We start from the raw sequence: 23,305 nt of genomic DNA, 5'->3' as shown, positions 1-23,305 counted from the left end.
TCGGGGCTTGCTTGAGCCGTGTGCGGTGAACAGCTGCTTGCACGGTTCTGAGGGGGCGGGGACGCAGTAATGCGTCCCCGCTACCCGACTGATCACCGGAGCGAAGAACAGCCACGTCGCCACCCTGGTCGAGCGCCACTCCCGCTACACAGTGCTGGTCCGCGTCACCGGCAAGGACACCGCCAGCGTCGTGTCCGCACTGACGCACCAAGTCACTTCTCTACCAGATGGGTTGATGACATCGCTGACCTGGGACCGGGGTATGGAACTCGCCGAACACAAGCGCTTCAGCATCGCCACGGACGTCCAGGTCTACTTCGCCGATCCCAAGAGCCCCTGGCAGCGCGGTACGAACGAGAACACGAACGGGCTGCTGCGGCAATACTTCCCGAAAGGCACAGACCTTGCTCGCTGGACCGCCCGTGACCTCGCAGCCATCGCTGGGGCACTCAACACCCGGCCGCGGAAAACACTCGGCTGGAGAACTCCCGCGGAGGCACTCGACGATCAGCTACTCTCGCTCCAAGCCAGCGGTGTTGCAACGACCCCTTGAACCCGGTTTGCGACCCGCGATCGGAGTGAAACACCACCCCGGCTACCTTCCCGCCGCGGGCAGCCACCGCCATCTCAAGGGCGTTGACGACCAGTTCGGCCCGCATGTGCGGGGCCATCGACCAGCCCAGGACCCGGCGTGAGCAGATGTCGATCACGCAGGCCAGGAACAGCCACCGGCCGCCGATCTGGATGTAGGTGATGTCGCCGCACCAGCGCTGGTCGAGCCGGGAGGCGGTGAAGTCCCGCTGCACCAGGTCCGGCACCGGCGGCGCCACCGGGTCAGGGGCGGTGGTCCGCTTCCGGCGGGGAAGGTGGCGGCCGACGATACCGTGCTCGCGCATCAGCCGCGCCACCCGCTTGCGGTTCACGTGGTGTCCGGATCCTTGCAGGTCGGCGTACACGCGCAGGAATCCGTAGGTCTCGCCGGAGGCGGCGTGGATCTCGCGGATCTCTGCCGCCAGGGCCTGATCGGCTGCCTGCCGAATGGCACGGGCCTCCGCACCGGCCAGCCACCGGTAGTAGCCCGAGCGGGAGACCTGCAGCACCCGGCACAGCCGCTGGACGCCGAACTCGCCGGCGTACTCGGAGACGAAGTCCCAGCGGCGGGACGTCACTTCATCTCCTTGGCAAAATACTGGGCCGCCCGGCGGAGGATCTCCCGCTCCAGCTGCCACTCCTTCTCCGCCTTCAACAGTCGGGCGTTCTCCGCCCGCAACCGGGCCAGCTCCTCCTGGTGGTCTTCTGCCCCGGCCCCGCCGGCTGGAGCTTGCCTGCCGCCGTCGGCCGCACGAACCCACAACCGCAGCGTCTCCCGGGTGATCCCCAGGTCAGCCGCGACGTCCTTCATCGTCCGCTGCCCCGCCAAGGCCCGCCACAGCGTCACCGCATCCGCCCGGAACTCCAGGGTGTACTTCCGCCCTGCCATATGAACCATCTTCCCGGACCATCAAGATCCACCATCAGAGTGTCCACATCACAGGGGTCACCTCAATCAGCGCGAAACTCGGCAACTCCTGCTCGGACAGCCACCGGCAGAACCGGATGAACTCGTCCAGGCGGCCCGCGCAGCTGGTCAGGTGCAGGGCCGTGCGGTGGGCCCGGGGCAAGGGAGCGACCGCCGGGTGCCTGGGGGCGAGCATGGCCAGCACCAGTTCCTTGCCAGCCAGACGCCAGTGCGGATCGGCGATGGCGGTGAAGTCGAACCGACGTGTGCAGAGGGCGAGTTGGACGGGAAGACCGACGACATCGGTGAAGTCCCAGACGTCGTCCTCGAACACCGGGCGGACGGTTCCCTCGGGGAGGGCGAGTCCGGGGCGATTGACGCCTTCTGCTCGGGGCGGGGAGCCCTACCTGCTCGGCAGCGCCCCGACCCGGCCTTGCGTGGATCCGAAGCCGCCGACGAGATTGATCGTCGAGGCCTGTAGCGTGCCTTCCGTTCAGGCGGACCGTCACCGACCGTCCGTAGAAAGCTCGATGCTCAAAAGGGGGAACCATTGGGCTCTCTGTCCACGAGGCTGCGACGAACCGTGCCGACCATGGTGATCGTCACCTCGACATTCCTTGCCACCGGGACGGCGACCGCCGGCTCGACGGCCGCGGACGCACGGCACCACATCGACGGGAGCGTGGTGACGGCCCAGCAGGGGCACTACCACGCGGTCATACGTCGGACGGAGCACGGTGTGCCGCACGTGCTCGCCGCCGACATCAAGAGCGCCGGCTTCGGCCAGGGTTATGCCTATGCGGAGGACCGCGGGTGCGATCTGGCTGACCAAGTGGTCAAGCTCCGTAGCGAGCGGTCGCGCTGGTTCGGCCCCGGTAGCGGCAACGAGAACCTCGCGTCCGACTTCGGCTACCGGGCTCTGGACATCAGGTCGAGGGCTGAGCGGGAACTGAAGACGTTGTCACCCGATGTGCGTTCCATGGTCACCGGGTACGTCGCCGGCTTCAACGCCTACTTCGAACGCACCGGCAGCCTGCCCGGATGGTGCGCCGGTGCCCCGTGGGTGGGGAGGATCGACGAGGTCGATCTGCTGTCCCGGGAGAGGGACCTGGCCATCACCATGGGCGGCGCGACCTTGCTGGGCGCGATCACCCTGGCCCAGCCGCCCACCGGCCCGGATGCGGCCCAGGGGGGAGCCTCGGCGCGGAGTGGAAGCCGTGTCGGTGGGGACGACGCGACGCCCAGTCGGGAACGGGTCGCGGAGCAGGCGGGCCCGGTGCTGCGCGGGGAGCGGCGTACGGCGTCCCTCGGCAGCAACGGTTGGGCGGTCGGCTCGGAACGCACCGCGAACCGCGCGGGTCTGCTGGTCGCCAACCCGCACTTTCCGTGGGAGGGCGAGAACCGCTTCTGGGAGTCCCAGCTCACCGTACCCGGACGCCTTCAAGTGTACGGAGCGAGCCTCGGTGGCCTGCCGGGTGTTCAGATCGGCTACAACCGGGACGTCGCCTGGACACACACGGTGTCGGCCGGGTGGCACACGACGGTGTACACGGTGAAGCTGACGGAGCAGGACCCCACGCGATACCTGGTCGACGGCAAGCCGGAGGCCATGACGTCGCGCACCCACGCCGTCCAGGTGAAGAGCCCGGACGGCAGCCTGCAGACGGTACGGCGGACGCTGTGGCAGACGAAGTACGGCCCGGTGATCGACCTGTCACCGGCTGACCCGTCGCTCGGCTGGTCTCCGCGGCAGGCCGTCACCTTCCAGGACGCCAACATCGGCAACGATGCCCTGCTGGAGCAGTACGCGGACATGGCCATGGCGCGTTCCGTCGGTGAGGTGGAGGCGGCCCATCGCCGGCACCAGGCCATTCCGTGGATGAACACCATCGCGGCGGACAAGTCGGGTGCGACCTGGTACGCCGACTCCTCCGCCACCCCCAATCTGTCGGCCGAGGGTATTTCCGCGTGGATGTCGCATCCTTACGGCGTGCTCGACGGCAGTAACTCCCGCAACGCGTGGCAGAAGGAGCCGGGTGCCCGGGAGCCGGGGCTCGTGCCCTTCGGCCGGCAGCCGCAACTCGGACGCCGGGACTATGTGTTCAACGCCAACGACAGCCACTGGCTGGCCAATCCCGCAAGCCCGCTGACCGGATACTCGCCGCTGTTCGGCTTCGAAGGGGTGCCGCAGAGCGCACGTACCCGGCAGAACGCGTTCATGCTCCGCGAGGACGGGCCGGGGGCGATCTCCGGCGCCGACGGGCGTATCAGCCTTCCGGAGGCGGAGAACGGCTTGATGTCCACCCGGGCGTTCACATCGGACTGGTTGCTCGCGCCGGTGGTGAAGGCCTGTCGAGCCCAGGCCGACGCACCCGTCGTCGTGGACGGGGCGAAGGTGGATGTCAGCAAGGCGTGCGACGTCCTGGCGGACTGGGACGGTCGCTTCGCCGTCGGCAGCCGGGGAGCCGTGCTGTGGCGGGAGACGATCGCCGCTGTTGAGCGGGCCAGGCCCGGCGCGGTGACGAACGCGGGACCCCTGTTCGGGACGGCATTCGATCCGGCGCGCCCGGTGGACACGCCCGCCGGACCCGCCGCGGACACCGCACCGGTGCTGGAGGGCCTGGCCAAGGCGACGCTGACCCTGGAGGCGGCCGGTCTGCCGGCGGACGTACCACTGGGGCAGGTACAACAGGCCACGAAGGGCGACGTCAAGCTGCCCGTTCCGGGTACGGCGGGGTTCCTGGGCGCCACGAATGTCGTCGAGCACATGGCCCGGCCCGGCAGCTCGCTGGAGCCGGCGACGCCGGGCGGCACGCCTGTGCGGTACGGGGACCTGACGGACCGGGGATATCCGGTGAACACCGGCTCGAGCTTCATGCTGGCGGTGAGCTTCACCCCGCAGGGGCCGATGGGCAAGGGGCTGCTGACCATGGGGCAGTCCATTGACCCCCACTCCCCCCACTTCGGCGACCAGACTGAGGCTTTCGCGCGGCTGGAGCTGAAGAAGCGCCCGTTCAGCGAGCGGGAGATCCTGGCGGACCCCCATCTGGACACGGAGGTCGTGACAGGGCGCGTCGCACGCTGACCCCGGCACGCGTTCGCACGTGGGTGGACACGGGGGCGGCCGTCGACCGGACGGCCGCCCCCGTGGCGTGCCGCGTCAGGTGGCGAACAGGTGGTCGTTGAGGTCCGTGGGACGTTGGGTCTCCGGACTGGTCGGCGTGTAGAAGTTCATCGCCACCACGACACGCCGGGCGTCCGGACGGGTGAGGGCTCGCACGTAGTGCGGGTGTTGCCGTGCGTCGAAGAAGAGCAGGTGCCCGGCCGCCGGGTGGATGACCGAGCAGTCGGCGTCGACCTCGGGAACGCTGTGCGCGGCCGGGTCGTGGCCCACCACCAGCTCGCCGCCGTCACCCCGCGGGTGGTCGGTTACGTACAACAGACCCTGCAGGGGGTTGCTGTCCACATGGCACTCGTACCGCATGTCCGTGCCGTACTGAATGTTGAGCACCGCCCCGTACAAGTCGTCGCGCGCGGTGGACAGCTGTTCGTGGGAGATCCGCTGGCCGAGGTCGCGGAAGAGGCCGTGGTACGTGGAGAGCAGCCAGGGCGCCTGTTCCCCGAGTACGTTTCCGGGAACGGTCACCGACTTGATCGGAGGAGTCCCCTCCGCCTCCCTCGAAGTGAGGGAGGTGGGCACCAGCATCTTCTCCTGGGCATAGGCGTCGGAAATCGCGAGAAGTTCTTCCTGCCATTTCTCCGGCAGCATTCCCCGGACGTCGAATCCATGCCAAGCGAAAGGTGCCACGGCGTCTCTCCTCGATAAAAGTGACTTGGCCAACTCCTCGCTGCGGAGATCTGGTTGAGGCTGAATCGGCCTCGGGTCCCTCCGGGTGCTGACCGAACATAAAGCCCTCGTGCGAGCGTAAGTCAGCCCTGCTGGGCGGTCAAGCCCCCTGGTTCGGGGCGTATTGGTCGTGTGCTAGTATCTTGGAAGGCTCTTTCAATTGCCGAGAAAGGTCGACAATGGCTGATCTGGTTTCGGGTATCCCGGTTCTCGCGGCCCTCGATGTCCCCGCCACGCAGAAGTTCTGGACCGAGGTCCTCGGTTTTTCCGAAGAATTTCGGGGTGATGGATTCGCGGGTGTGAGCCGCGACGGTGTGGAGTTGTTCATCTGCTCCGTCGAGGACCAGACGGTGCCCGACAACACGCAGGCGTGGGTGCGCGTGCGGGATGTCGACGCGTTCCATGCCGAATGGTCGGCCCGCGTCTCCCTGAACTACGGGGACCCTTCCCATCCGGCCATGACCGAAATTCAGGAACTGCCCTGGGGGCGGGAATTCGGCGTGCGCGATCCGGCGGGCAACCTGGTGCACTTCAGCGAGCTGAGCGAGGCCGAGCGGGAACGGACGGACGGGTGAAGGCGGAAGGGAGCTGAGCCGGTGACAGGAGGACGGTGGCTGAAGCCCGTTCCGGCGGATGACGAGTCCATCAGCGCGCGGCTGCTGTGCATCCCCTACTCCGGGGTCGGCGCGTCGTCGTTCGCCGCGTGGCCGACGCGCGTGGGCACGGTGGAGGTGCTGCGAGTCCAGGCGCCCGGAAGGGAGACGCGGCTCGCCGAGCCGCACTACGGCACCTACGAACGTTTCGCCGACGGGCTGACCGAGGCTCTGCGCACTGTCGCCGACCGCCCCTTCGCGATCCTCGGTCACTGCAGCGGGGCGCTCGCCGCCTATGAGACGACGATCGCGTTGCGGCGGGCTGGCCTGCCCGTACCCACCGTGCTCGTCGTGTCCTCCCAAGTCGGACCCCAGGACGGCCCGTACGGCCGCTATCTCGCCATGGACGACGAGGGCCTGCGTGCCGAGGTGGTGGAGTCGACGGTGCGCCGGGGAGTCCGGCCGCACCCCGGGATGGTCGACCTCAGCGTGGACATCCTGCGCGCGGACGTGGAGGCGAACCGCCGGTACCGGCGGCCCCGCCCCGAACGGCTCGCCGGCACGCGGGTCGTCGCTCTCGGGTGGGAGGACGACGTCGAGATCGAACCGTCCCGCATGACTGGATGGGACGCGTGCGCCGACGAGGTGCGCCGGGTCGTGCTGCCCGGAGGCCATCAGACGATCTTCGAGGCGCCCGAGGCGCTGATGGCGCTGCTGCGTGCGGAACTCGGTGATGCGGCGGAGGACGGAGCCACCGCGGGCCCGGTCAACGCGGTATCCGGCGATGGGGCGCCAAACGCACGGGGAGCCTGCTGATCCCCGCGATGAAGTGCGAGCGCAGGTGCTCGACCCGTCCGCACACCTCCACGCCGCCCACCACGTCGAGCAGTTCGGCGAAGACGGCGGTCAGGGAGGCGCGGGCGAGGGCGGCGCCCAGGCAGTAGTGGGGACCGTAGCCGAACGCCAGGTGACGGTTGGGGGTCCGTCCGGGGTTGAAGCGGTACGGGTCGGCGAAGACGGCCTCGTCCCGGTTGGCCGAGCCGAGCCAGACCACCACGGCCTCACCCGCCGGCAGGCGTGCACCGGCCAGCTCCACCGGCCGTGTCGTGTGCCGCATGACATGACTCGCGGGCGAGGACCAGCGCAGGGCCTCCTCGATCCCCGTCGCGAGCGCCTCGGGCCCCTGCCGCATCGCCTCGGCGACACGGGCGTCCTCGCTCATCGCCAGGACCGTCGCCGACACGGTGTGCGGCAGGGTGGTGACCGCCCCGAGCAGCAGGCTGTAGCAGTGGTGGACGGCCAGCTCCGCCCGGACCCTGGCGTCCTCGCCGGGCTCGGGCAGCAGCCGGGTGAGCAGGTCGTCCGCCGGCGCGCGGTACCGCGCCCGGAGGGCGGTGCGGAAGTAGGCGAAGATCTCGTGGTGGACCGCCGCGAGCGTGGTCCGGGTGCCGTCCGGGACGTACCCGGGACCGTCCGCGGCGTACGCGGGATCGTCCGGGGCCACCGCGGCCGCCGCGAGCCGGCCGAGCCGCGGCCAGTCCGCCGCCGGTAGTCCCATGACCGGGCCGAGCGCCATCAGGGGGAGCCGGGCGGCTGTCCGCGCCAGGTCCACGGGGGCGCCGTCCAGTGCCGGACCGATCAGGGCGCGCACCGCCTCCCGCATCCGCGGTCCCGCCGTTGCGCGCACACCCTCCGTGAGGGCGCGGATCTGCGGCTCACGCAGCTCGGCATGGCGCGGCGGGTCCGTGACCGTCACCATGCGCCCGCTCGCCACGTCGTCGGAGCCCAGGGTGGTGAGCAGATTTCCGCGGGCGGATGTGAACGCCCGGTGGTCGCGCAGGACTCGCATCGCGTCCTGATGGCGGGTCACGGACCAGAAAGGCCTGCCGTCCGCCGTGACATGCCGGTGCACCGGTGCGTGCCGGCGCAGATGGCGCCACACGGAGTGCGGTTCGCCCTCCCCGTAGAGCACCGGATCGTGCAGGTCGACCTCGTCCGGCCCCTGTGGCGCCGATGTCGTGGAGACGGTCATGCGCATACGGGACGTCCTCGCGTCGCGCTCCGTCGCCGTCCGTGGATCATGTGCTCGGAGTCTGCCCCGGCCACCACAGCGGGGTCAAGCGGTACCGGACGGCTCAAATCCGTTGCCTCGGTAGCCTCTTGACGAGCTCTTGTGATCATGAACTAATGGGCCTGGTTGCGCTTGGACATTTGACCGATGTCAACGGGCCGCAGTACAGCGCGGACAGCCCGTCAGGCGTCGCAAACTCTCTGGGGGAGTGTCAGACATTGCCGGCAGTGGTTCCTGGGTTCTCAGCCTCCCCGATCCAGTCCGCACTGTGGGCCAGGATCACCCGATCCCACCCCGATGCCCCTTCTCCACGGTGCGAGTCGTCATGGACCCTGCGGGGCACGTGGGACGTCGAGCGCCTGCGTGAGGCGTTGGCGTCGGTCGTGGAACGGCACGAGGCGCTGCGCACCGTCGTGCGTGCCGCAGCCGCACGCACCGAGCCCGTACAGAGCGTCGCCGAGGTGTCGGCGGACCTCCTCGAGGTCATCGACCTGTCCGACCGGTGCGAGGCGGTTGACGCGGACGAGGCCCTGCGCGCCGCTCGCGCCGCCTGGTCCTCGGCCGTCGCCGGATCGTACTCCGCCACCCTGCGCGCACTGCTGCTCGTGCGCTCCGCCGACTCCGCCCAATTCGTGCTGAACGCCGACGTTCTGTCGGCGGACCGGCTGACCCTGGGGCTCGTCGCGCAAGAAGTCGCCCTGTCCCTTGCGGGGGAGGAGCCGGGGGGTGAAGTCATCCAGTACCCCGAAGTGGCCGCATGGGGACGCGAGCTGCTCACCGACGAGGATTCGGCCGAGGACCGCGCCCACTGGGCGGCGCTCCTGGAGCCCGCCAGGGGCTGGGCCACCGCACACCGGCCCGTCGGAACCCGGACCGACCCGGCCGCGCCCGGGTACACCGCACACCTCGACGCCGGCCGCACCGCACGGATCGCCGCCCTTGCCACCGCCCGCGAGACCTCCGTGCAGGCAGTGCTGGGCGCGGCCTGGACCGTGGCCGCGGCCCGTCTCGCCGGCGGCCCGGTACCCCTGGCCGTGACCCACGACGGGCGCGCCTTCGACACGGTACGGAAGGCGGCCGGGCCGTTCGAGCGCCCCATGCCCGCCGTCGTCGACGCCTTGGCCGCCCCCTCCTTCCACGCCGTCGTCGATGAGCTCACCGCCCAGTGGACTCGCGGCGGGGACCTTATCGATCACTTGGACGCGCGCCGGTTCGACGAGCTGATGGACGAGGGACTGTGGGCCGGCTTCACCGCCGTCCCGGCCTCGCCGGTCCTCGACCACGGCACGGCGGACTGGCACCCCCTCGACGCGCGTGTCCTCTGCCTCGCCCGCACCCTGACGTGCACCGAGGCGGCCGACGCGGTGACCTGGCAACTGGCCTACTCCGGCGGGGACATGGCGGCGGTGCCCGCCGAGGCGGTGCTCCCCGCCTTCGTCACGGCCCTGGACGCCCTGGTCGCCGCCCCCGGAGAGCCGCCCGCCGACTGCCCTCTCACCGCCGCCGGCGACCCTGGCAGCGTCCTCGTCGGCCCCGCCGCCGACACCACCGCCCGAGATCTCGCCGAGGCCGTGGCGCTGGCCGCCGGCCGCGTACCCGACGCCGAGGCCGTGCGCTGCGGTGACGACCACCTCACGTACGCGGCCCTGGACGCTCTCGCCAACCGCTGGGCGCGGCGCCTCGCCGACGCCGGGGTGAACCCCGGCGACCGCGTGGTGCTCGACCTCGAACGAGGTGCCGCCGTCCCGGCCATCGTGATCGGCGTACTTCGCGCCGGTGCCGTGTTCGTGCCCTACGACCCGACGCACCCCGACGAACGCCTCCGGTACATGCTCGACGACACGGCCGCCGCGGCCGTGATCACCCGGCGCGGCCTCGGTACCGATGTGCGGCCCGTCGTGCTGGCACCGGACGACGAGCGCGTCGCCGGTCTTCCGTACACGGACCCCCAGGTGCGCAGGGCGCCCAGCGACCCGGCGTACGTGCTCTACACCTCGGGTACCACCGGACGGCCCAAGGGCGTGGTCGTCCCTTGGAGCGCCCTGAACAACTATCTGACGTGGGCCGCCGCAACCTACCGGCTGGCCGAGGGCAAGGGCAGCCTCGTGCACTCCTCCCTCGCCTTCGACTTCAGCCTCACCGCCCTGCTGGCCCCGCTCACGGTCGGCGGCCGCGTTCTGCTCCTGCCCCCCGGCGCCGGGCCGTACGGGCTGGCCACCGCCCTGCGCTCCTGCACCGACCTGTCCCTGCTCAAGCTGACGCCGACCCACTTGGACGCCCTTCAGCGGCTGACCGGCGGCACGGAGTGGGCCCACCGGGTACGCACGCTCGTCATCGGCGGCGAGCAACTGCATGCCGAGAGCCTGAGCGCCCTGCGCTCCCTCCCCGGCCTGCGGATCTTCAATGAGTACGGACCCACCGAAACCGTGGTCGGCTCCACCGCGCACAGGGTCGGCACCACGACGCCCGTCCGTGGCCGGGTGCCCATCGGCCGTCCCGTCGCGGGTACGGTGATCACCGTCCGCGACCGCCGGGGCCGCCCGGTTCCCGCCGGTGTGCCGGGCGAGATCTGCATCGGCGGCGCGGGGCTCGCCGACGGTTACCTGGGCCAGGAGACCGCCACCCGCGAGCGTTTCGTCACCGACACGCACGGCCCCCGCCCCGGGCAGACCCACTACCGCACCGGTGACCTGGGACGCCTGCTTCCCGACGGCGAGCTGGAGTACGTGGGCCGCCTCGACGACCAGCTCAAGGTCCGCGGCGTTCGTGTCGAACCGGACGAGGTGCGCAGCGTCCTCCTCGACCACCCCGCCGTCGCACGCGTGGCCGTCGTCGCACGCGCCGCCCGCGAATCCTCCGCGGAATCACGCCTCGTCGCCTACGTGGTGCCCGCGGCCGCCGCCGGCACCGCTCCGGTGCACCCCGCCGGCCTGGTGGAGCACGCCCGTCGTTTCCTGCCCGACGTGATGGTGCCCGTCGTCCTCCTCGTCGACGCGCTGCCCACGACGGTCAACGGCAAACTGGACACGGACGCCCTTCCCGACCCTGACCGCGACCTGCTCACCGCGCGTCCCTACGTGGCGCCGCGAGACACCACCGAGGAAGTCCTGACCTCGGTCATCGCCGAGGTGCTGGGCCTGGAGCGCGTCGGTATCGACGACGACTACCTGGCGCTCGGCGGCGACTCGATCCGCAGCGTGATGATCGCGGCCCGTGCCGCCCATCGGGGCGTCGGCGTCGGTGTCGCCCAGCTCCATGAGCACGCCACGGTCCGTCACATGGCCGCCGCGCTCGTGGAACGCCCCGGCACGACGTCGTCGGCCGCCCGCCCGAGCGAGCCGTTCTCCCTGGTGAGCGCGGAGGACCGGGCTCTGATGCCGGAGGACGTCGAGGACGCCTTCCCGCTGAGCCTGCTCCAGGAAGGCATGATCTTCCACCGGGACTTCGCCGCGAAGTCGGCCGTGTACCACGCCATCGCCTCCGTACGGCTCGAAGCGCCCTTCGACCTGGCCGCCTTCGACACGGTCATCCGCGGGCTCGTCGAACGCCACCCCATGCTGCGGACCTCGTTCGACATGTCCACCTTCAGCCGCCCGCTGCAGCTGGTCCACCGGACGTTCGACACCCCGCTGTTCCACGAGGACCTGCGGCGCCTCGATGCCGAGGAGCAGCAGGCTCACGTCCGGCGCTGGGTCGAGGGTGAGCAGGAGCGCGGCTTCGAACTCCACGACTACCCCCTGATCCGCTTCATGGTGCAGCGGCTCAGCGACGACGAGTTCCAGTTCACCTACGGCTTTCACCACGAGATCGTCGACGGGTGGAGCGAAGCCCTGATGATCACGGAGATCTTCGACCACTACTTCTCGCTGGTGTACGACGAGCCGATCGAGCTTCGAGCCCCCGTCGCCTCGATGCGCGACGCCGTGGCGCTCGAACTGGAGGCGCTGGAGGACCGGGGCAAGTACGACTTCTGGGACACCTACCTCTCCGACGCGTCCCTGATGCGGTTGCCCCGCATGGGCGTCGGCCAGACCGCCGACAAGGGTGCCCGGGAGATCGTCCGGCTCACCGTGCCGATCGCTCCGGAGCTCTCCGACGCGCTCAAGGCCCTCGCCCGCGAAGAGGGCGTCCCGCTGAAGACCGTGCTGATGGCCGGCCACATGCGGGTGATGTCTGCGTACGGCGGACACACCGACACCCTGAGCTACACCGTCACCAACGGGCGTCCGGAGGACACCGACGGCAGTACCGCCATCGGCCTGTTCGTCAACAGCCTCGCCCATCGCGTCGCGATGCCCGGAGGCAGTTGGCGCGACCTGATCGCCGCGAGCCTGGCCTCGGAACGCGCCACCATGCCGCACCGCCGGCTTCCCATGGCGGAACTGAAGCGCCACCAGGGCAACGAGCCGCTGGCCGAGACACTGTTCTTCTTCACGGACTACCACATCTTCCGCGGGCTGGACCGCTGGCGTGCCCGTGGAGTGAGGCACGTCGCCGACGAGTTGTACGGCGAGTCGACGTTTCCCTTCTGCGGCATCTTCCGGCTGGGCCGCGACACCGGAGACCTGGAAGTGCGGATCGAGTACGACGGCCTCCAGTTCTCCGCCGGCCTGATGGACAGCGTCTCCGACGCCTACGTCGAGGTCCTCACCGCCATGGCCGGTGATCCCGACGGACGCTACGACGCCCGGGACTTCCTCTCCGAGGCCGACCGGAGCACCCTGGAGGCCCTGCGGGGACCGGAACTGCCCGCCGTCGAGGAACGCTGCCTGCACGAACTGTTCGAGGAGCGGGCCCGCTCGCAACCCGACGCCATCGCCGTGCAGTGGCTCGGCGGTTCGATCTCCTACGCGGCCCTCGACTGGCGCGCCACCGCGCTGGCCCGCACCCTGCGTGCCCATGGCGTCGGTGCCGAGGTACCCGTCGGGATCCTCGCCGAGCGCTCCGCCGAACAGATCGTGGCGATGCTCGGCATCCTCAAGGCCGGCGGTGCCTACGTCCCGCTCGACCCCGCCCTCCCCGAGGCCCGGACGGCGTCCGTCGTGGCCGAGTCCGGCACCCGCCTCGTCGTCGCCCAGCAGGCCCGGGCCGACATGGTGCCCGCCGGCCCCGCCGTGCTGACCCTCGACCCGCTGGGCCGTGTCGGCTCCGTGCCCGAGCCGACCGGAACGCGCCCCGCTCCCCGGCCCACCCCCGGCAGCGCCGCCTACGTCCTGTTCACCTCCGGCTCGACGGGCGTGCCCAAGGGCGTCGTCGTCGAACACCGCAACGTCGTCGCCTCACTGCGCGCACGCACCCTGGCGTACCCCGACCCCGTCGACCGCTTCCTGCTCCTGTCGTCGTACGCCTTCGACAGCTCCGTCGCCGGCATCTTCTGGACGCTCACCGAGGGCGGCACCCTCGTCCTGCCGTCGGAAGGCGCCCAGCTCGAACCGCTCGACGTACTCGACCAGCTCGCCCGCGAACGGGTCACGCACACCCTCGCCATCCCCTCCCTGCTGCTGCCCGTGCTGGAGGAGGCCGGCGACGGCGAACTCGACGCGTTGCGCGTGGTGACGGCCGCCGGTGAACCCTGCCCCTCCGTCCTGGGCGACGTGGCCCTCGACCGGATCGCCGGGGCCACGGTCCACAACGAGTACGGACCCACCGAGGCGACCGTGTGGAGCACCGTATGGACCGGCACCTCTCGGACCGGCCGGCCCCACATGCCGATCGGCCGGCCCATCGCCGGCACACGCGCACGCGTGGTCAACCCCTACGGCCATAACGTACCGGTGGGTGTCGCCGGAGCGCTCCTGGTGGCTGGCACTGGCGTGGTGCGCGGTTACCTCGGGCGCCCCGGGGCCACCGCCGACGCCTTCCGGCCCGACCCGTACGCCCTTACAGCCGGCGAGCGTGTCTACGTCACCGGCGATGTGGCCCGCTGCCTGAGCGGCGGCGACCTCGAATTCGTCGGGCGCGACGACCAGCAGGTCAAGATCCGCGGATTCCGCGTGGAACTCAGCGAGCTCGAGGCCGTTCTCGACGCCCACCCGGACGTCCAGAAATCCGTGGTGGTCGCCCATCGGAGCGACTCCGGCAGCACGGAACTGACCGCGCACGTCGTCGTCCAGCCCGGGGTATCGCTCGACGCCGTACGTGTCCAGCAGTTCGTGCGCGACCGGCTGCCCCGCTACATGATCCCCGCACACTGCACGATCCTCGACGCCGTGCCCCTGACCGCGACCGGCAAGGTCGACCGCGCCGCCCTGCCCGCTCCCAGCACCGCGAAGCGGCCCGACGCACCGCACGTCGAGCCGGCCACCGAGAGCGAACGGATCGTCGCCGCCGTATGGTGCCGGGTCCTGGGTCTGGAACGGGTCAGCGCACGCGCCGCCTTCTTCGACCTCGGCGGCGAATCGCTGCGCGCGATGCAGGTCACCACGGCCGTCAACAAGGCCCTCGGCACCCGCATCACCGTACGCGCCCTGTTCGACGCGGCCACCCTCGCGGAGTTCGCCGCCGTCGTTGACGCGGCCCGGCGAGGAGAGGGACCGGTCGCGCGCGGTATCGCCGCCGCATCGGCCGAGGCGACGGGCCGATGACGCCCGTGCACGACGGCGCCCTGCTCCACCCGCTCACCCCGGGGCAGCGGCGCCTGTGGTTCCTGCACCGGCTGGCTCCGGAAAACCCCGCCTACAACATCGTGATCGCGCTACGGCTGCGCGGCCCGCTCGGCGTCCCCGCCCTGCGGGCCGCCCTGGCCGACGTGACCCGCCGCCACACGGCGCTGCGCACGGCCGTTCCCGAGGAACCCGGCGGGCACGGACCGATCGCCCGTGTTGCTTCCGACGGGCCGCCGCTCGCGCTGGTGGACCTCACCGGCCTGCCCGGGGAGCGCGCCCACGACGAGGCACGCCGGTTCGTGGACGCCGCCTCCGCCCGCCCCGTCGACCTGATGCGGGGGCCCATCACCCACTGGACCCTGCTACGTGTCGCCGCCGACGACCACGTGCTGGTTCTCCTCACCCACCACATCGTCTTCGACGGCGGGTCGCTGCCCGTCGTGTGCGCGGAGCTGGAACACGCCTACCTCGAACGCGTCCATGGACGTCCCGGGCTCCCGGGATCAAGCGGCGGCACGGCGCCCGAGGCCGGCGGGGACGTGCCAGGGGACGTACCGGCGGAGAGCCTGGAGTACTGGCGCGCCACGCTGGCTGACGTGCTGGCGCAACCCCTGGTGCTGCCCGTTCTCGCCGGACGCCGCGACACCACCGGCCGCACAGCGGCGCGCACCGCCCTCACCAACGGAGCGTGCACCCTGTCGGGCAGCGGGCTCCGCCGACTGCGCACCCTCGCCGTCGAGGAGGGCTGCACCACCCAGCTCGTGCTGATGACGGCACTGATCTGCCTGCTGCACCGTTACAGCGGTCAGGAGGACGTCGTCCTCGGTACCCCGGTCACCTTGCGCGAGGAGGCCGGGAAGGCCGCACGCGTAGGCATGTACGTCAACCTGCTGCCCATCCGGGTCCGCGTGGGCACGGGAGCCCTCTCGTTCCGTGAGGTGCTGCGCCGCACCCGCCGGGCCTGGCTGGACGCCCATGAGCATCGCCGGGTGCCCTTCGAGCGGCTCGTCGAGGAATTCCACACCGACGCGGCCCCCACCGTCCACCCGTTCTTCTCCACGCTCTTCGCCTACCAGGAGGCACCGTCGCTGCCCCGCCTCCACGGCGTGGAGACCACACTGATGCCGGTCGCGCCCACCGCGCCCAAGTACGAACTGACCGTCACCGCCACCGAAGGCGAGCGGCAGGTCACCTTCGACCTTGACGTCGACAGCCGTAGCGCGAACCGCGCCGAGGCGGACGCCACCGCCCGCCACTTGCGCGCCCTTCTGACCTCAGCGGTCGACGACCCCGAACGGGCCGTCGCCGACCTGCCGTTGCTGGACGGCACCGAACGCCGCGCACTCGGTCCGTACTGGCCGGCCACCCAGCGCGCCGCCCACACCGTCGCCAACGCACCCGACCTGTGGACCCCGGCCCACCGGCTCTTCGAGGAACAGGCCCGGCGCCGCCCCGACGCCGTGGCCGTCGTCCACGGCGCACACAGCCTCACCTACCGTGAGCTCAACCGGCGGGCGAACCGGCTCGCCCGGGAACTCATGGCACGCGGCGCGGGCCCGGAGCGCGTCGTCGGTGTGTGCCTGAGCCGCACACCGCTGCTGCCCGTCACCCTGCTCGCCATCCTCAAGGCGGGCGCCGCCTACCTCCCCCTCGACCCCGCCTATCCCGTCCAGCGGCTGGGCGGCATGATCGAGGACGCGGGCATGAGCCTGCTCGTCACCGAACGGGAACTCCTGCACCGCACCGGCCTGGACGGCATGACGGATCCCGCCAAGGCGCTCCTCATGCACGACGACGCGGACCCGGCCACCGGGCACCCCGGGCACAACCTCGTCGGCCCGGCCACGGACGTCCACCCCAACAGCCTGGCCTACGTGCTGTTCACCTCCGGCTCCACCGGCCGGCCCAAGGGCATCGCCCTCCAGCACGGCAATCTTGACACCTTCCTGCGCTGGGCCGGCCGTACCTTTTCGGCCGAGGAGCTGACGGCCGTCCTCGCCACCACCTCGGCGTCCTTCGACGTCTCCGTCTTCGAACTGTTCGCGCCCCTGACCCACGGCGGCACGGTCCTGCTCGGCGACAACGCCCTGCACGTGCCCCACATGCCCGCCGCGGCCACCGCGACACTGCTCAGCACCGTGCCCACGGCCGTGGACGCTCTCGCCCAGGCCGACGCGATCCCCCGCTCCGTGCGCACCGTCAACATCGGCGGCGAAACCCTGCAACGCGGCGTCGTGGACCGACTGGCCCAGCGGGTGCCTGGCGTGCGGGTGCACAACCTGTACGGCCCCTCCGAGACCACCACGCACTCCGCCAACGTTCGCGTACCCCTCGATTCCGGCGAGCCCCCCACGATCGGACGCCCCCTGCTCACCGTGCTGATGTGGGTGGCGGACCGTTGCAGCCGCCCGGTGCCCGTCGGCGTCGTCGGCGAGATAGTCATCGGCGGGGTGGGCCTTGCACGGGGCTACGTCGGCCGTCCCCGACTGACGGCCGAGCGCTTCGCGCCCGACCCCGCCAGCGGCACCGGTGGCGGACGCCTCTACCTCACGGGTGACCAAGCCCGGGTGGACGGCAACGGCGAAATGGTCTTCCTCGGCCGCCGCGACTCCCAGATCAAACTGCGCGGTGTGCGGATCGAACCCGAGGAGATCGAGACCGTCACCCGCGCCCACCCGGCGGTGCTCGACGCCGCGGTCGTGGTGGAACGCCACGACGGCATCCCCCACCGCCTGGCCGCCTTCGTCAAGGTGCGGCCGGAGGACCTGGCGTACGCCGACTCGCTCACCCCCGACCTCCTGGCCCACCTGCGGGCCCGGCTGCCCAGGGCGATGATCCCCGCCGACCTCCGTTTCCGGGCCGAGCTGCCGCTCAACGCGAACGGAAAGCTCGACCGCGGCGAGCTGACCCGACGGCTGGCCCAGGAGCCCGTCGAGACGGAGGTCGCCACCCCCTTCGCGGCGCCGCGCAGCGAACTGGAGAAGGCCGTCGCGGCGATCTGGTGCGAGGTGCTCGACCTGACCCACGTCGGGCTCCACGACAACTTCCTCGACCTGGGCGGCAATTCCCTGCTCCTGCTCAAACTGCACCGCGCCCTGTGCGACACCGTCCACCCCGACCTCACACTCGTCGACCTGTTCGCCTGGCCGACCGTGGCAGCCGTCGCCGAGCGCTTCGCCGCCGACACGGGCCATGGCGTACGCGTCGGGGAAACGGCCGACGCCGCCGAGCGCGGCCGCAAACGGCGGCGTTCCGTGGCCGCGGCCCGCCGCTCACCGGAGGCCGGCCGGTGAGCACCAGCACGTACGAGGAGACCACCGACGGCGAGGACGTCGAGAGCATCGCCGTCGTCGGTATGGCGTGCCGGCTGCCCGGCGCGGAAACCCCCGAGCAACTGTGGACCAACCTCCGGGCCGGGCGATCGGCGGTGCGCCGCTTCGCCGCCGAGGAGGCGGCCGACGTCCCGGGCCGCCCCTCCGTCGCGGGCCACCCCGACTTCGTCGGCGCCGAAGGCCTGCTCGACGGGGTGGACCTCTTCGACGCGGGCCTCTTCGGTTACGCGCCCCGCGAGGCGCAGATCATGGACCCGCAGCACCGGATCGGGCTGGAAGTCGCCTGGGACGCCTTCGAATCGGCCGGTTACGACCCCGCCGACGCCGGAGGCCCGGTCGGCGTGTTCCTCGCCGCGAGTTTCAGCTCCTACCTGGTGCGTAACCTGCTGGCCGACCCCGAGGCGCAGCGGACGCTCGGCGGGCTGTCCCTGCTCGTCCACAACGACAAGGACTTCCTCGCCACCGGTGTTTCGCACCGCCTCGGACTGCGCGGACCGAGTCTCGCCGTCGGCTCGGCCTGTTCCTCGTCGCTCGCCGCCGTCCACCTCGCCGCGCGCAGCCTTCAGTCCTACGAGTGCGACATGGCGCTCGCCGGCGGGGTCTCCCTCCAGGTGCCCCAACAGCAGGGCTACCTGCACAGCCGTGACGGCATCTACTCCCCAAGCGGCGCCTGCCGGCCCTTCGACGCCGCCGCCGACGGCACCGTCGGCGGCAGTGGCGCCGGAATGGTGCTCCTCAAGCGCCTGTCCGACGCCCTTCGCGAGGGTGACCACGTCCACGCGGTGATCCTCGGCTCGGCCCTCAACAACGACGGCCGCGACAAGATAGGCTTCACCGCCCCCAGCGTGCGCGGACAGAGCGAGGTGATCGCCGAGGCCCACGCAGTCTCCGGCGTGAGGGCCGACACACTGGGCTACGTCGAGGCGCACGGCACGGGCACCGCGGTTGGCGACCCGGTGGAGATCCAGGCCATCACCAAGGCGTTCCGTCACACCACCGACCGGCGCGGGTTCTGCGGCATCGGCTCCGTCAAGGCGGCCATCGGGCACCTGGACGCGGCGGCTGGCATCGCCGGGTTCCTCACCGGTGTCCTGGTCGCCCGCGAGCGCACGGTGCCGCCCAGCCCGTACTTCCGGGCCCCCAACCCGGCGATCGACTTCGCGGACAGCCCCTTCTTCGTCACCACCGACGCGATGCCACTGCCGGGTCCGCCCGGTCGGCGCCGGGTCGGCGTGAGCTCCTTCGGCGTCGGTGGCACGAACGCCCACGTCGTCCTCCAAGAACCCCCGGCACCCGTCCCCCGCCCGGAACCCGCGGGCGACTCCCTGCTGCTGCTGTCCGGCCGTGACCCGCGTTCCGTGCGAGAGGCCGCGGACCGCCTCGTGCGCCACCTCACCGACGCGCCGGAGACGTCCGCCGCCGATGTCGCGCGCAGCCTCGCGGGCAAGCGTGCCTTCCCGCACCGGCGTGCCGTGCTCGCCACGGACACCGACACCGCCGTACGCGCCCTCACGGCGGAGCCGGACCGCACCGCCGTCGCCCGCCGCGTGGTGTTCACCCTGCCCGACCTGACGGCCCTGACTCCGGCTGACCTCGCCGCGCTCGCCGCGGAACCGGCCGTGTCCCGGGCGCTCGACGCCCTGCTCCTCCGGGCCGCCCGCGCGGGCATTACTGTGCGCCGCCCCACCGCCGACCGAGCACCCCGTACGGCGACCGTCGCACCGGGCACCGCCTTCGCCGTCCAGTACGCCATGGTGGAGGCCCTGGCCGACTGGGGCGTGCGCCCCACCGCCGTGAGCGGGGCCGGCACCGGCGAACTCACCGCGGCGGTGGCCGCCGGGATGCTCACCGCGACACAGGCCCTGCGCCTGCTGGCGGCAGGCACCCCCGAGGAGCGCGCCGCCGCCCTCGCCGACCCGGCCCCGTCGGCGTCAACGCTGCCCTGCCTGGGCGCCCGCGCCGGTGGCCCGATCACCGAACGGCACCTCCGGGAAGCCGAGTTCGCCGCCCCGGTACGCGGGGACGGGACCGGACCGCTCACCCACCCGGACACCGACCCCGCCACGCCGCTGCTCGACGTCCACCTCGGTGCCCCCGGCGGACCCACCACCGACGCCCTGGCACACCGCGACGGCGTCTGGTCGCCCCCCGGGCCCGGTGGGGGAGGCCCGGCACCCGTGCTCGCCGCCCTGTGGGAAGGGGGCGCCGACCTCGAACTCGACACGTACCATCGCGACCGGGGAGCCCGGCGCGCCCCGGTGCCCGGGCACGTCTTCAACCGCGCCCGCCACTGGATCGGTCCCCCCGCCGTCCCCGCCGTCCCCGCCGACGCGCTCACCCTCGTGACCGAGGAACTGCGCGCGGCAACCGGTGGAACACCTCCGCGCTCGTTGGGCGACCGGCCCGCGGAGCGCGCCGCCCTGGACGCACTGTGCACGGAGCTCGCCCTGGCGCACCTCGCCGACGCCCTGCGCGGCGTCACCCCGCGGTCCGGCACGACCGTCGACGAGATCGCCGCACGCCTCGGCACGTTGCCCGCCTACCGGCCCTTCCTGGAGTACCAGCTCGAACTGCTCCTCGAGGACGGGCTCGTGGCACGCGACGGAGACCGCCACACCCTCCTCACCACCCGCCCCGCCGAACCCGGGAAGGCCGCCGCCCGGGTCCGTGAACACCATCCCGATGTCGCGGGGATCGCGGAACTGCTGCTGCACTGCGGGCAGGACTACCGCGAGGCGCTGCGCCGGCCCGGAGCGGGACTCGCCCTGCTCCACCCGCCGGGCGACCGCGGCCTGGTGACCCGGCTCCTCACCGAGCGGACCGCACCGCACTCCTGGGCCGACCCCCTTGCCCTGACCGTCGCACGCACGGCGCGGCGGATGGCCACCACACGGCAACGGCCCCTGCGCGTCCTGGAGGTGGGCGCGGGCGGCGGACGGCTCACGCAGCACCTCGTCACCGCGCTGGAGGGCACGTCGGCCCGCTGCACGATCACCGACATCAGCGCCCACTTCCTGGCGGCGCTGCGTGAACAGGGCGGGGCACGCGGACACCGGTCGGTCGAGACCCGGGTTCTCGACATCACGGCCGACCCCGTCCGCCAGGGCATCCCCCTCGCCGCCCACGACCTCGTCGTCGGCCTCGACGTGGTTCACACGACGCCCGACGTCGACCACACGCTGCGCCGGCTGCGCGCCCTGCTCGCCCCCGGCGGCACGCTCGCGCTGGTCGAGACGGTCACCCGCGACCGCTGGATCCCCATGGTCTGGGGTCTCACCGAAGGCTGGTGGGGCGCACGCGACGGCCGGAGGGGCGGACCACTGCTCTCCACCGAGGAGTGGACCGCCGCACTGCGCGCCGCGGGCTTCACTGTCGACCGGCTCGTACCAGGCGTGGCCGAGCCGACCGCGGACGCCGTGCTTCTGCTGGCACACCAGCCCGTGGCCGCCGCGCCGGCGGCCGCCCCCCGGGCAGACGGGGCCCCCGACCGACCGGCGCCCGCGCGCGTCACGGACCCCGCCCGGTGGACGTACCGCACCGGCTGGCACAGCGCCTCCCTGCCCGTCCCCGCCCCAGATCGGCCCGGCCGCACCTGCCTGGTCTTCGTGGACGGAGACCTGGGCGAGCGGGTGTGCCGGTCGCTGGCGGACAGCGGCCTCCGGGTGGTGCGGGTGCACCCCGCCGGACGCCCGGCCGACGACACCGTGGACGTCCACCACGTGGACCCGGCCGATCCCGACGCCCACCAGCGGCTGGTGGACACCCTGACCGACCGGGGCGTGACCGTCGACCTCGTCGCCCACCTGTGGAACGCGGACCGGCCGGTCACCGGCCTGGAAGCCGTGGACGAGGCCCTGTCCCGCGGCCTGCACAGCGTGCTGGACACCGTCCGGGCGCTGGCTCGTACCGACCGGGGCGCCCCCGGCCGTCTGCTGATCGCCACCGCAGGCGGTCAGGACGTCCTCGGCGGCGACCTGCGCCACCCCGAACAGGCGCTGCTCACCGCGGCGGCGAAGGTGCTGCCACGCGAGTACCCGGAACTCGGCTGCACGGTCGTCGACCTGCCGCCCGAGGCTCCCACCGACCCGCAACGGCAGGCCGATCAGGTCGTCGCGGAACTGCTGGCCCACGACTGCCCGCCGCTCGTCGCCCACCGGGGCCGGCGCCGCTGGCTGCCGCATGTGCGACCGCACCCGCTGCCCGCCCCCGACCCGTCACGTCCCCCGGTGCGGCCCGGCGGTGGTTACCTGGTGTGCGGCGGACTCGGTGGCATCGGACTGGCCGTCGCCGAACACCTGCTGCTCGGGGGCGGCCAGGTGCTGCTCACGCGCCGTACGCCCTTCCCGCCCCGGGACAGGTGGGCCGACCTGCACGCCGACACCTCGGACGGGCGCATCGCCCGGCGGCTCCTGACCGCCGAGCGCTCCGGGGGGCGCGCTGTCGTCCTCCGCGCCGACCTCACCGACCTCACCGCGATGCGCAAGGCCGTCGCCACCGCCCTCCGCGAGTTCGGCAGCCTCCACGGCGTGGTGCACGCCGCCGGAGTCACCGACCCGGCCGGCGTGGTCCAGCGCCGCAGTCGCGCCGCGACGGACAACGCCGTGGCCTCCAAGACCACCGGGACGCTGGTTCTCGAACGAGCCCTCGCCGGCACCGCGCCCGACTTCGTGCTGCTGTGCTCCTCCATAGGCACCGCGCTGTACAAGCTCAAGTACGGCGAGCTCGGCTATGTGGCGGCCAACGAGTTCCTCAACGCCTTTGCCCACAGCCGTCGTGCCCTGGGCATGCCGGTGGTTGCCGTCGGCTGGACCGACTGGCTGGAAGGCGGCATGTGGACCACGGCCCGCCGCGAGCTGGACCGCCGCTACCGCGTGGACGCACCCGGCGGGGTCCACCCCGCCGACGACCTGCTCCTGGGCCTCACCGACGCGGAGGGCGTCGAGGTCTTCCGCCGTGCGGTGCGGTCCGACGAGCCCCATGTGCTCGTCTCGACCCAGGACCTGGAAGCGCTGCTGGCGCGGCACGAGGACTACAGCGTCGACGACCACCGCAGGGCCGTGGGCGTACTGCAGCGGGCGCGCGCCGACGACGGGCCGACGCCCCGGCCGCCCACCGCCGGGACCGGAGGCCGCGACGCAGGCCGGCCCGGAAGGACGACCGAACGGACCGTCGTCGGATGGTGGTCGTACCTGCTCGGCCTCGACGACGTGCGGCCCGACGACGACTTCTTCGCACTCGGGGGCGACTCGCTCATCGCCCTGAGGATGCTGACCATCGCCGAGGAAGCGGTGGGCGCCGAGGTGTCCCTGCCGTGGTTCTTCGAGCATCCGACCGTTGCCGAACTGGCGGCGGAGATCGA

The 23,305-nt window shown here is 72.0% G+C and carries 10 protein-coding genes and 2 pseudogenes (1 of these 12 running past the window's edge); 7 read left to right on the top strand and 5 right to left on the bottom strand.

The window, feature by feature from the left end:
* Positions 1 to 88 precede the first annotated feature (88 nt).
* A pseudogene (locus ACIRRH_RS12070) lies at positions 89 to 553 on the top strand (IS30 family transposase); the annotation flags it as partial.
* Here ACIRRH_RS12070 and ACIRRH_RS12065 read toward each other — a convergent pair.
* The 3 genes and pseudogenes from ACIRRH_RS12065 to ACIRRH_RS12055 form a co-directional block, all read right to left on the bottom strand.
* Positions 450 to 1,109 (bottom strand): IS3 family transposase, encoded by a 660-nt coding sequence (locus ACIRRH_RS12065; protein ID WP_403065549.1) that lies wholly within the window; start codon positions 1,107 to 1,109, stop codon positions 450 to 452. The pseudogene ACIRRH_RS12070 and the gene ACIRRH_RS12065 sit on opposite strands and share 104 nt — an antisense overlap.
* A gap of 203 nt (positions 1,110 to 1,312) precedes the next feature.
* A pseudogene (locus ACIRRH_RS12060) lies at positions 1,313 to 1,480 on the bottom strand (transposase); the annotation flags it as partial.
* Positions 1,481 to 1,514: 34 nt separating this feature from the next.
* Complete coding sequence (locus ACIRRH_RS12055) at positions 1,515 to 1,832, bottom strand: hypothetical protein (protein WP_403065505.1); 318 nt, start codon at positions 1,830 to 1,832, stop codon at positions 1,515 to 1,517.
* A 258-nt stretch (positions 1,833 to 2,090) separates the two neighbouring features.
* On the opposite strand from ACIRRH_RS12055, the gene ACIRRH_RS12050 reads away from it, so the two are divergent.
* Positions 2,091 to 4,583: a penicillin acylase family protein gene (locus tag ACIRRH_RS12050; RefSeq protein ID WP_403065502.1), complete on the top strand. Its 2,493-nt coding sequence runs from the start codon at positions 2,091 to 2,093 to the stop codon at positions 4,581 to 4,583.
* 75 nt (positions 4,584 to 4,658) lie between these two features.
* On the opposite strand, the gene ACIRRH_RS12045 is transcribed toward ACIRRH_RS12050, so the two are convergent.
* Positions 4,659 to 5,306 carry a 2OG-Fe(II) oxygenase gene (locus ACIRRH_RS12045; protein WP_403065499.1) on the bottom strand — a complete coding sequence of 216 codons (648 nt, stop codon included), beginning with the start codon at positions 5,304 to 5,306 and terminating at the stop codon, positions 4,659 to 4,661.
* Between the two features lie 218 nt (positions 5,307 to 5,524).
* Between ACIRRH_RS12045 and ACIRRH_RS12040 the strand changes: the two genes are divergently transcribed.
* Both ACIRRH_RS12040 and ACIRRH_RS12035 read left to right on the top strand, forming a co-directional pair.
* Positions 5,525 to 5,920: a bleomycin resistance protein gene (locus ACIRRH_RS12040; protein ID WP_403065496.1), complete on the top strand. Its 396-nt coding sequence runs from the start codon at positions 5,525 to 5,527 to the stop codon at positions 5,918 to 5,920.
* A 21-nt stretch (positions 5,921 to 5,941) separates the two neighbouring features.
* On the top strand, positions 5,942 to 6,754 hold the full coding sequence (locus tag ACIRRH_RS12035) for a thioesterase II family protein (protein WP_403065493.1): 813 nt from the start codon (positions 5,942 to 5,944) through the stop codon (positions 6,752 to 6,754).
* Here the strand turns inward: ACIRRH_RS12035 and ACIRRH_RS12030 are convergent.
* Complete coding sequence (locus ACIRRH_RS12030; protein ID WP_403065490.1) at positions 6,705 to 7,970, bottom strand: cytochrome P450; 1,266 nt, start codon at positions 7,968 to 7,970, stop codon at positions 6,705 to 6,707. The genes ACIRRH_RS12035 and ACIRRH_RS12030 overlap by 50 nt on opposite strands.
* A 266-nt stretch (positions 7,971 to 8,236) precedes the next feature.
* Here ACIRRH_RS12030 and ACIRRH_RS12025 point away from each other — a divergent pair, with 266 nt between their 5' ends.
* The 3 genes in view from ACIRRH_RS12025 to ACIRRH_RS12015 are tightly spaced (each overlapping or abutting the next) and all read left to right on the top strand, a layout consistent with a single transcriptional unit that may run on beyond the window.
* Positions 8,237 to 14,593, top strand: coding sequence for an amino acid adenylation domain-containing protein (locus tag ACIRRH_RS12025; RefSeq protein ID WP_403065487.1), 6,357 nt, complete (start codon positions 8,237 to 8,239; stop codon positions 14,591 to 14,593).
* The gene (locus tag ACIRRH_RS12020; RefSeq protein WP_403065484.1) at positions 14,590 to 17,907 is read left to right on the top strand and encodes an amino acid adenylation domain-containing protein; all 3,318 of its coding nucleotides are present in this window, start codon (positions 14,590 to 14,592) and stop codon (positions 17,905 to 17,907) included. Before ACIRRH_RS12025 ends, ACIRRH_RS12020 begins: the two co-directional genes overlap by 4 nt.
* A protein-coding gene (locus ACIRRH_RS12015; protein ID WP_403065481.1) for an SDR family NAD(P)-dependent oxidoreductase crosses the window boundary here: on the top strand, positions 17,904 to 23,305 show its 5' portion. 55 nt of this gene lie beyond the right edge of the window; 5,402 of the gene's 5,457 nt are visible here — the first part of the coding sequence; the start codon lies at positions 17,904 to 17,906; its stop codon lies beyond the right edge, outside the window. Before ACIRRH_RS12020 ends, ACIRRH_RS12015 begins: the two co-directional genes overlap by 4 nt.

The sequence above is a fragment of the Kitasatospora sp. NPDC101235 genome (assembly GCF_044767505.1).
Taxonomy (GTDB): domain Bacteria; phylum Actinomycetota; class Actinomycetes; order Streptomycetales; family Streptomycetaceae; genus Kitasatospora.
The sequence above is the reverse complement of the archived record's forward strand: the minus strand, read 5'-3'. Positions and strand labels throughout refer to the sequence as shown.

Coding starts and splice junctions, on each gene's coding strand:
- ACIRRH_RS12030 (WP_403065490.1), bottom strand. CDS start 7,970: ATGACCGTCTCCACGACATCGGCGCCACAGGGGCCGGACGAGGTCGAC.
- ACIRRH_RS12040 (WP_403065496.1), top strand. CDS start 5,525: ATGGCTGATCTGGTTTCGGGTATCCCGGTTCTCGCGGCCCTCGATGTC.
- ACIRRH_RS12050 (WP_403065502.1), top strand. CDS start 2,091: ATGGTGATCGTCACCTCGACATTCCTTGCCACCGGGACGGCGACCGCC.
- ACIRRH_RS12020 (WP_403065484.1), top strand. CDS start 14,590: ATGACGCCCGTGCACGACGGCGCCCTGCTCCACCCGCTCACCCCGGGG.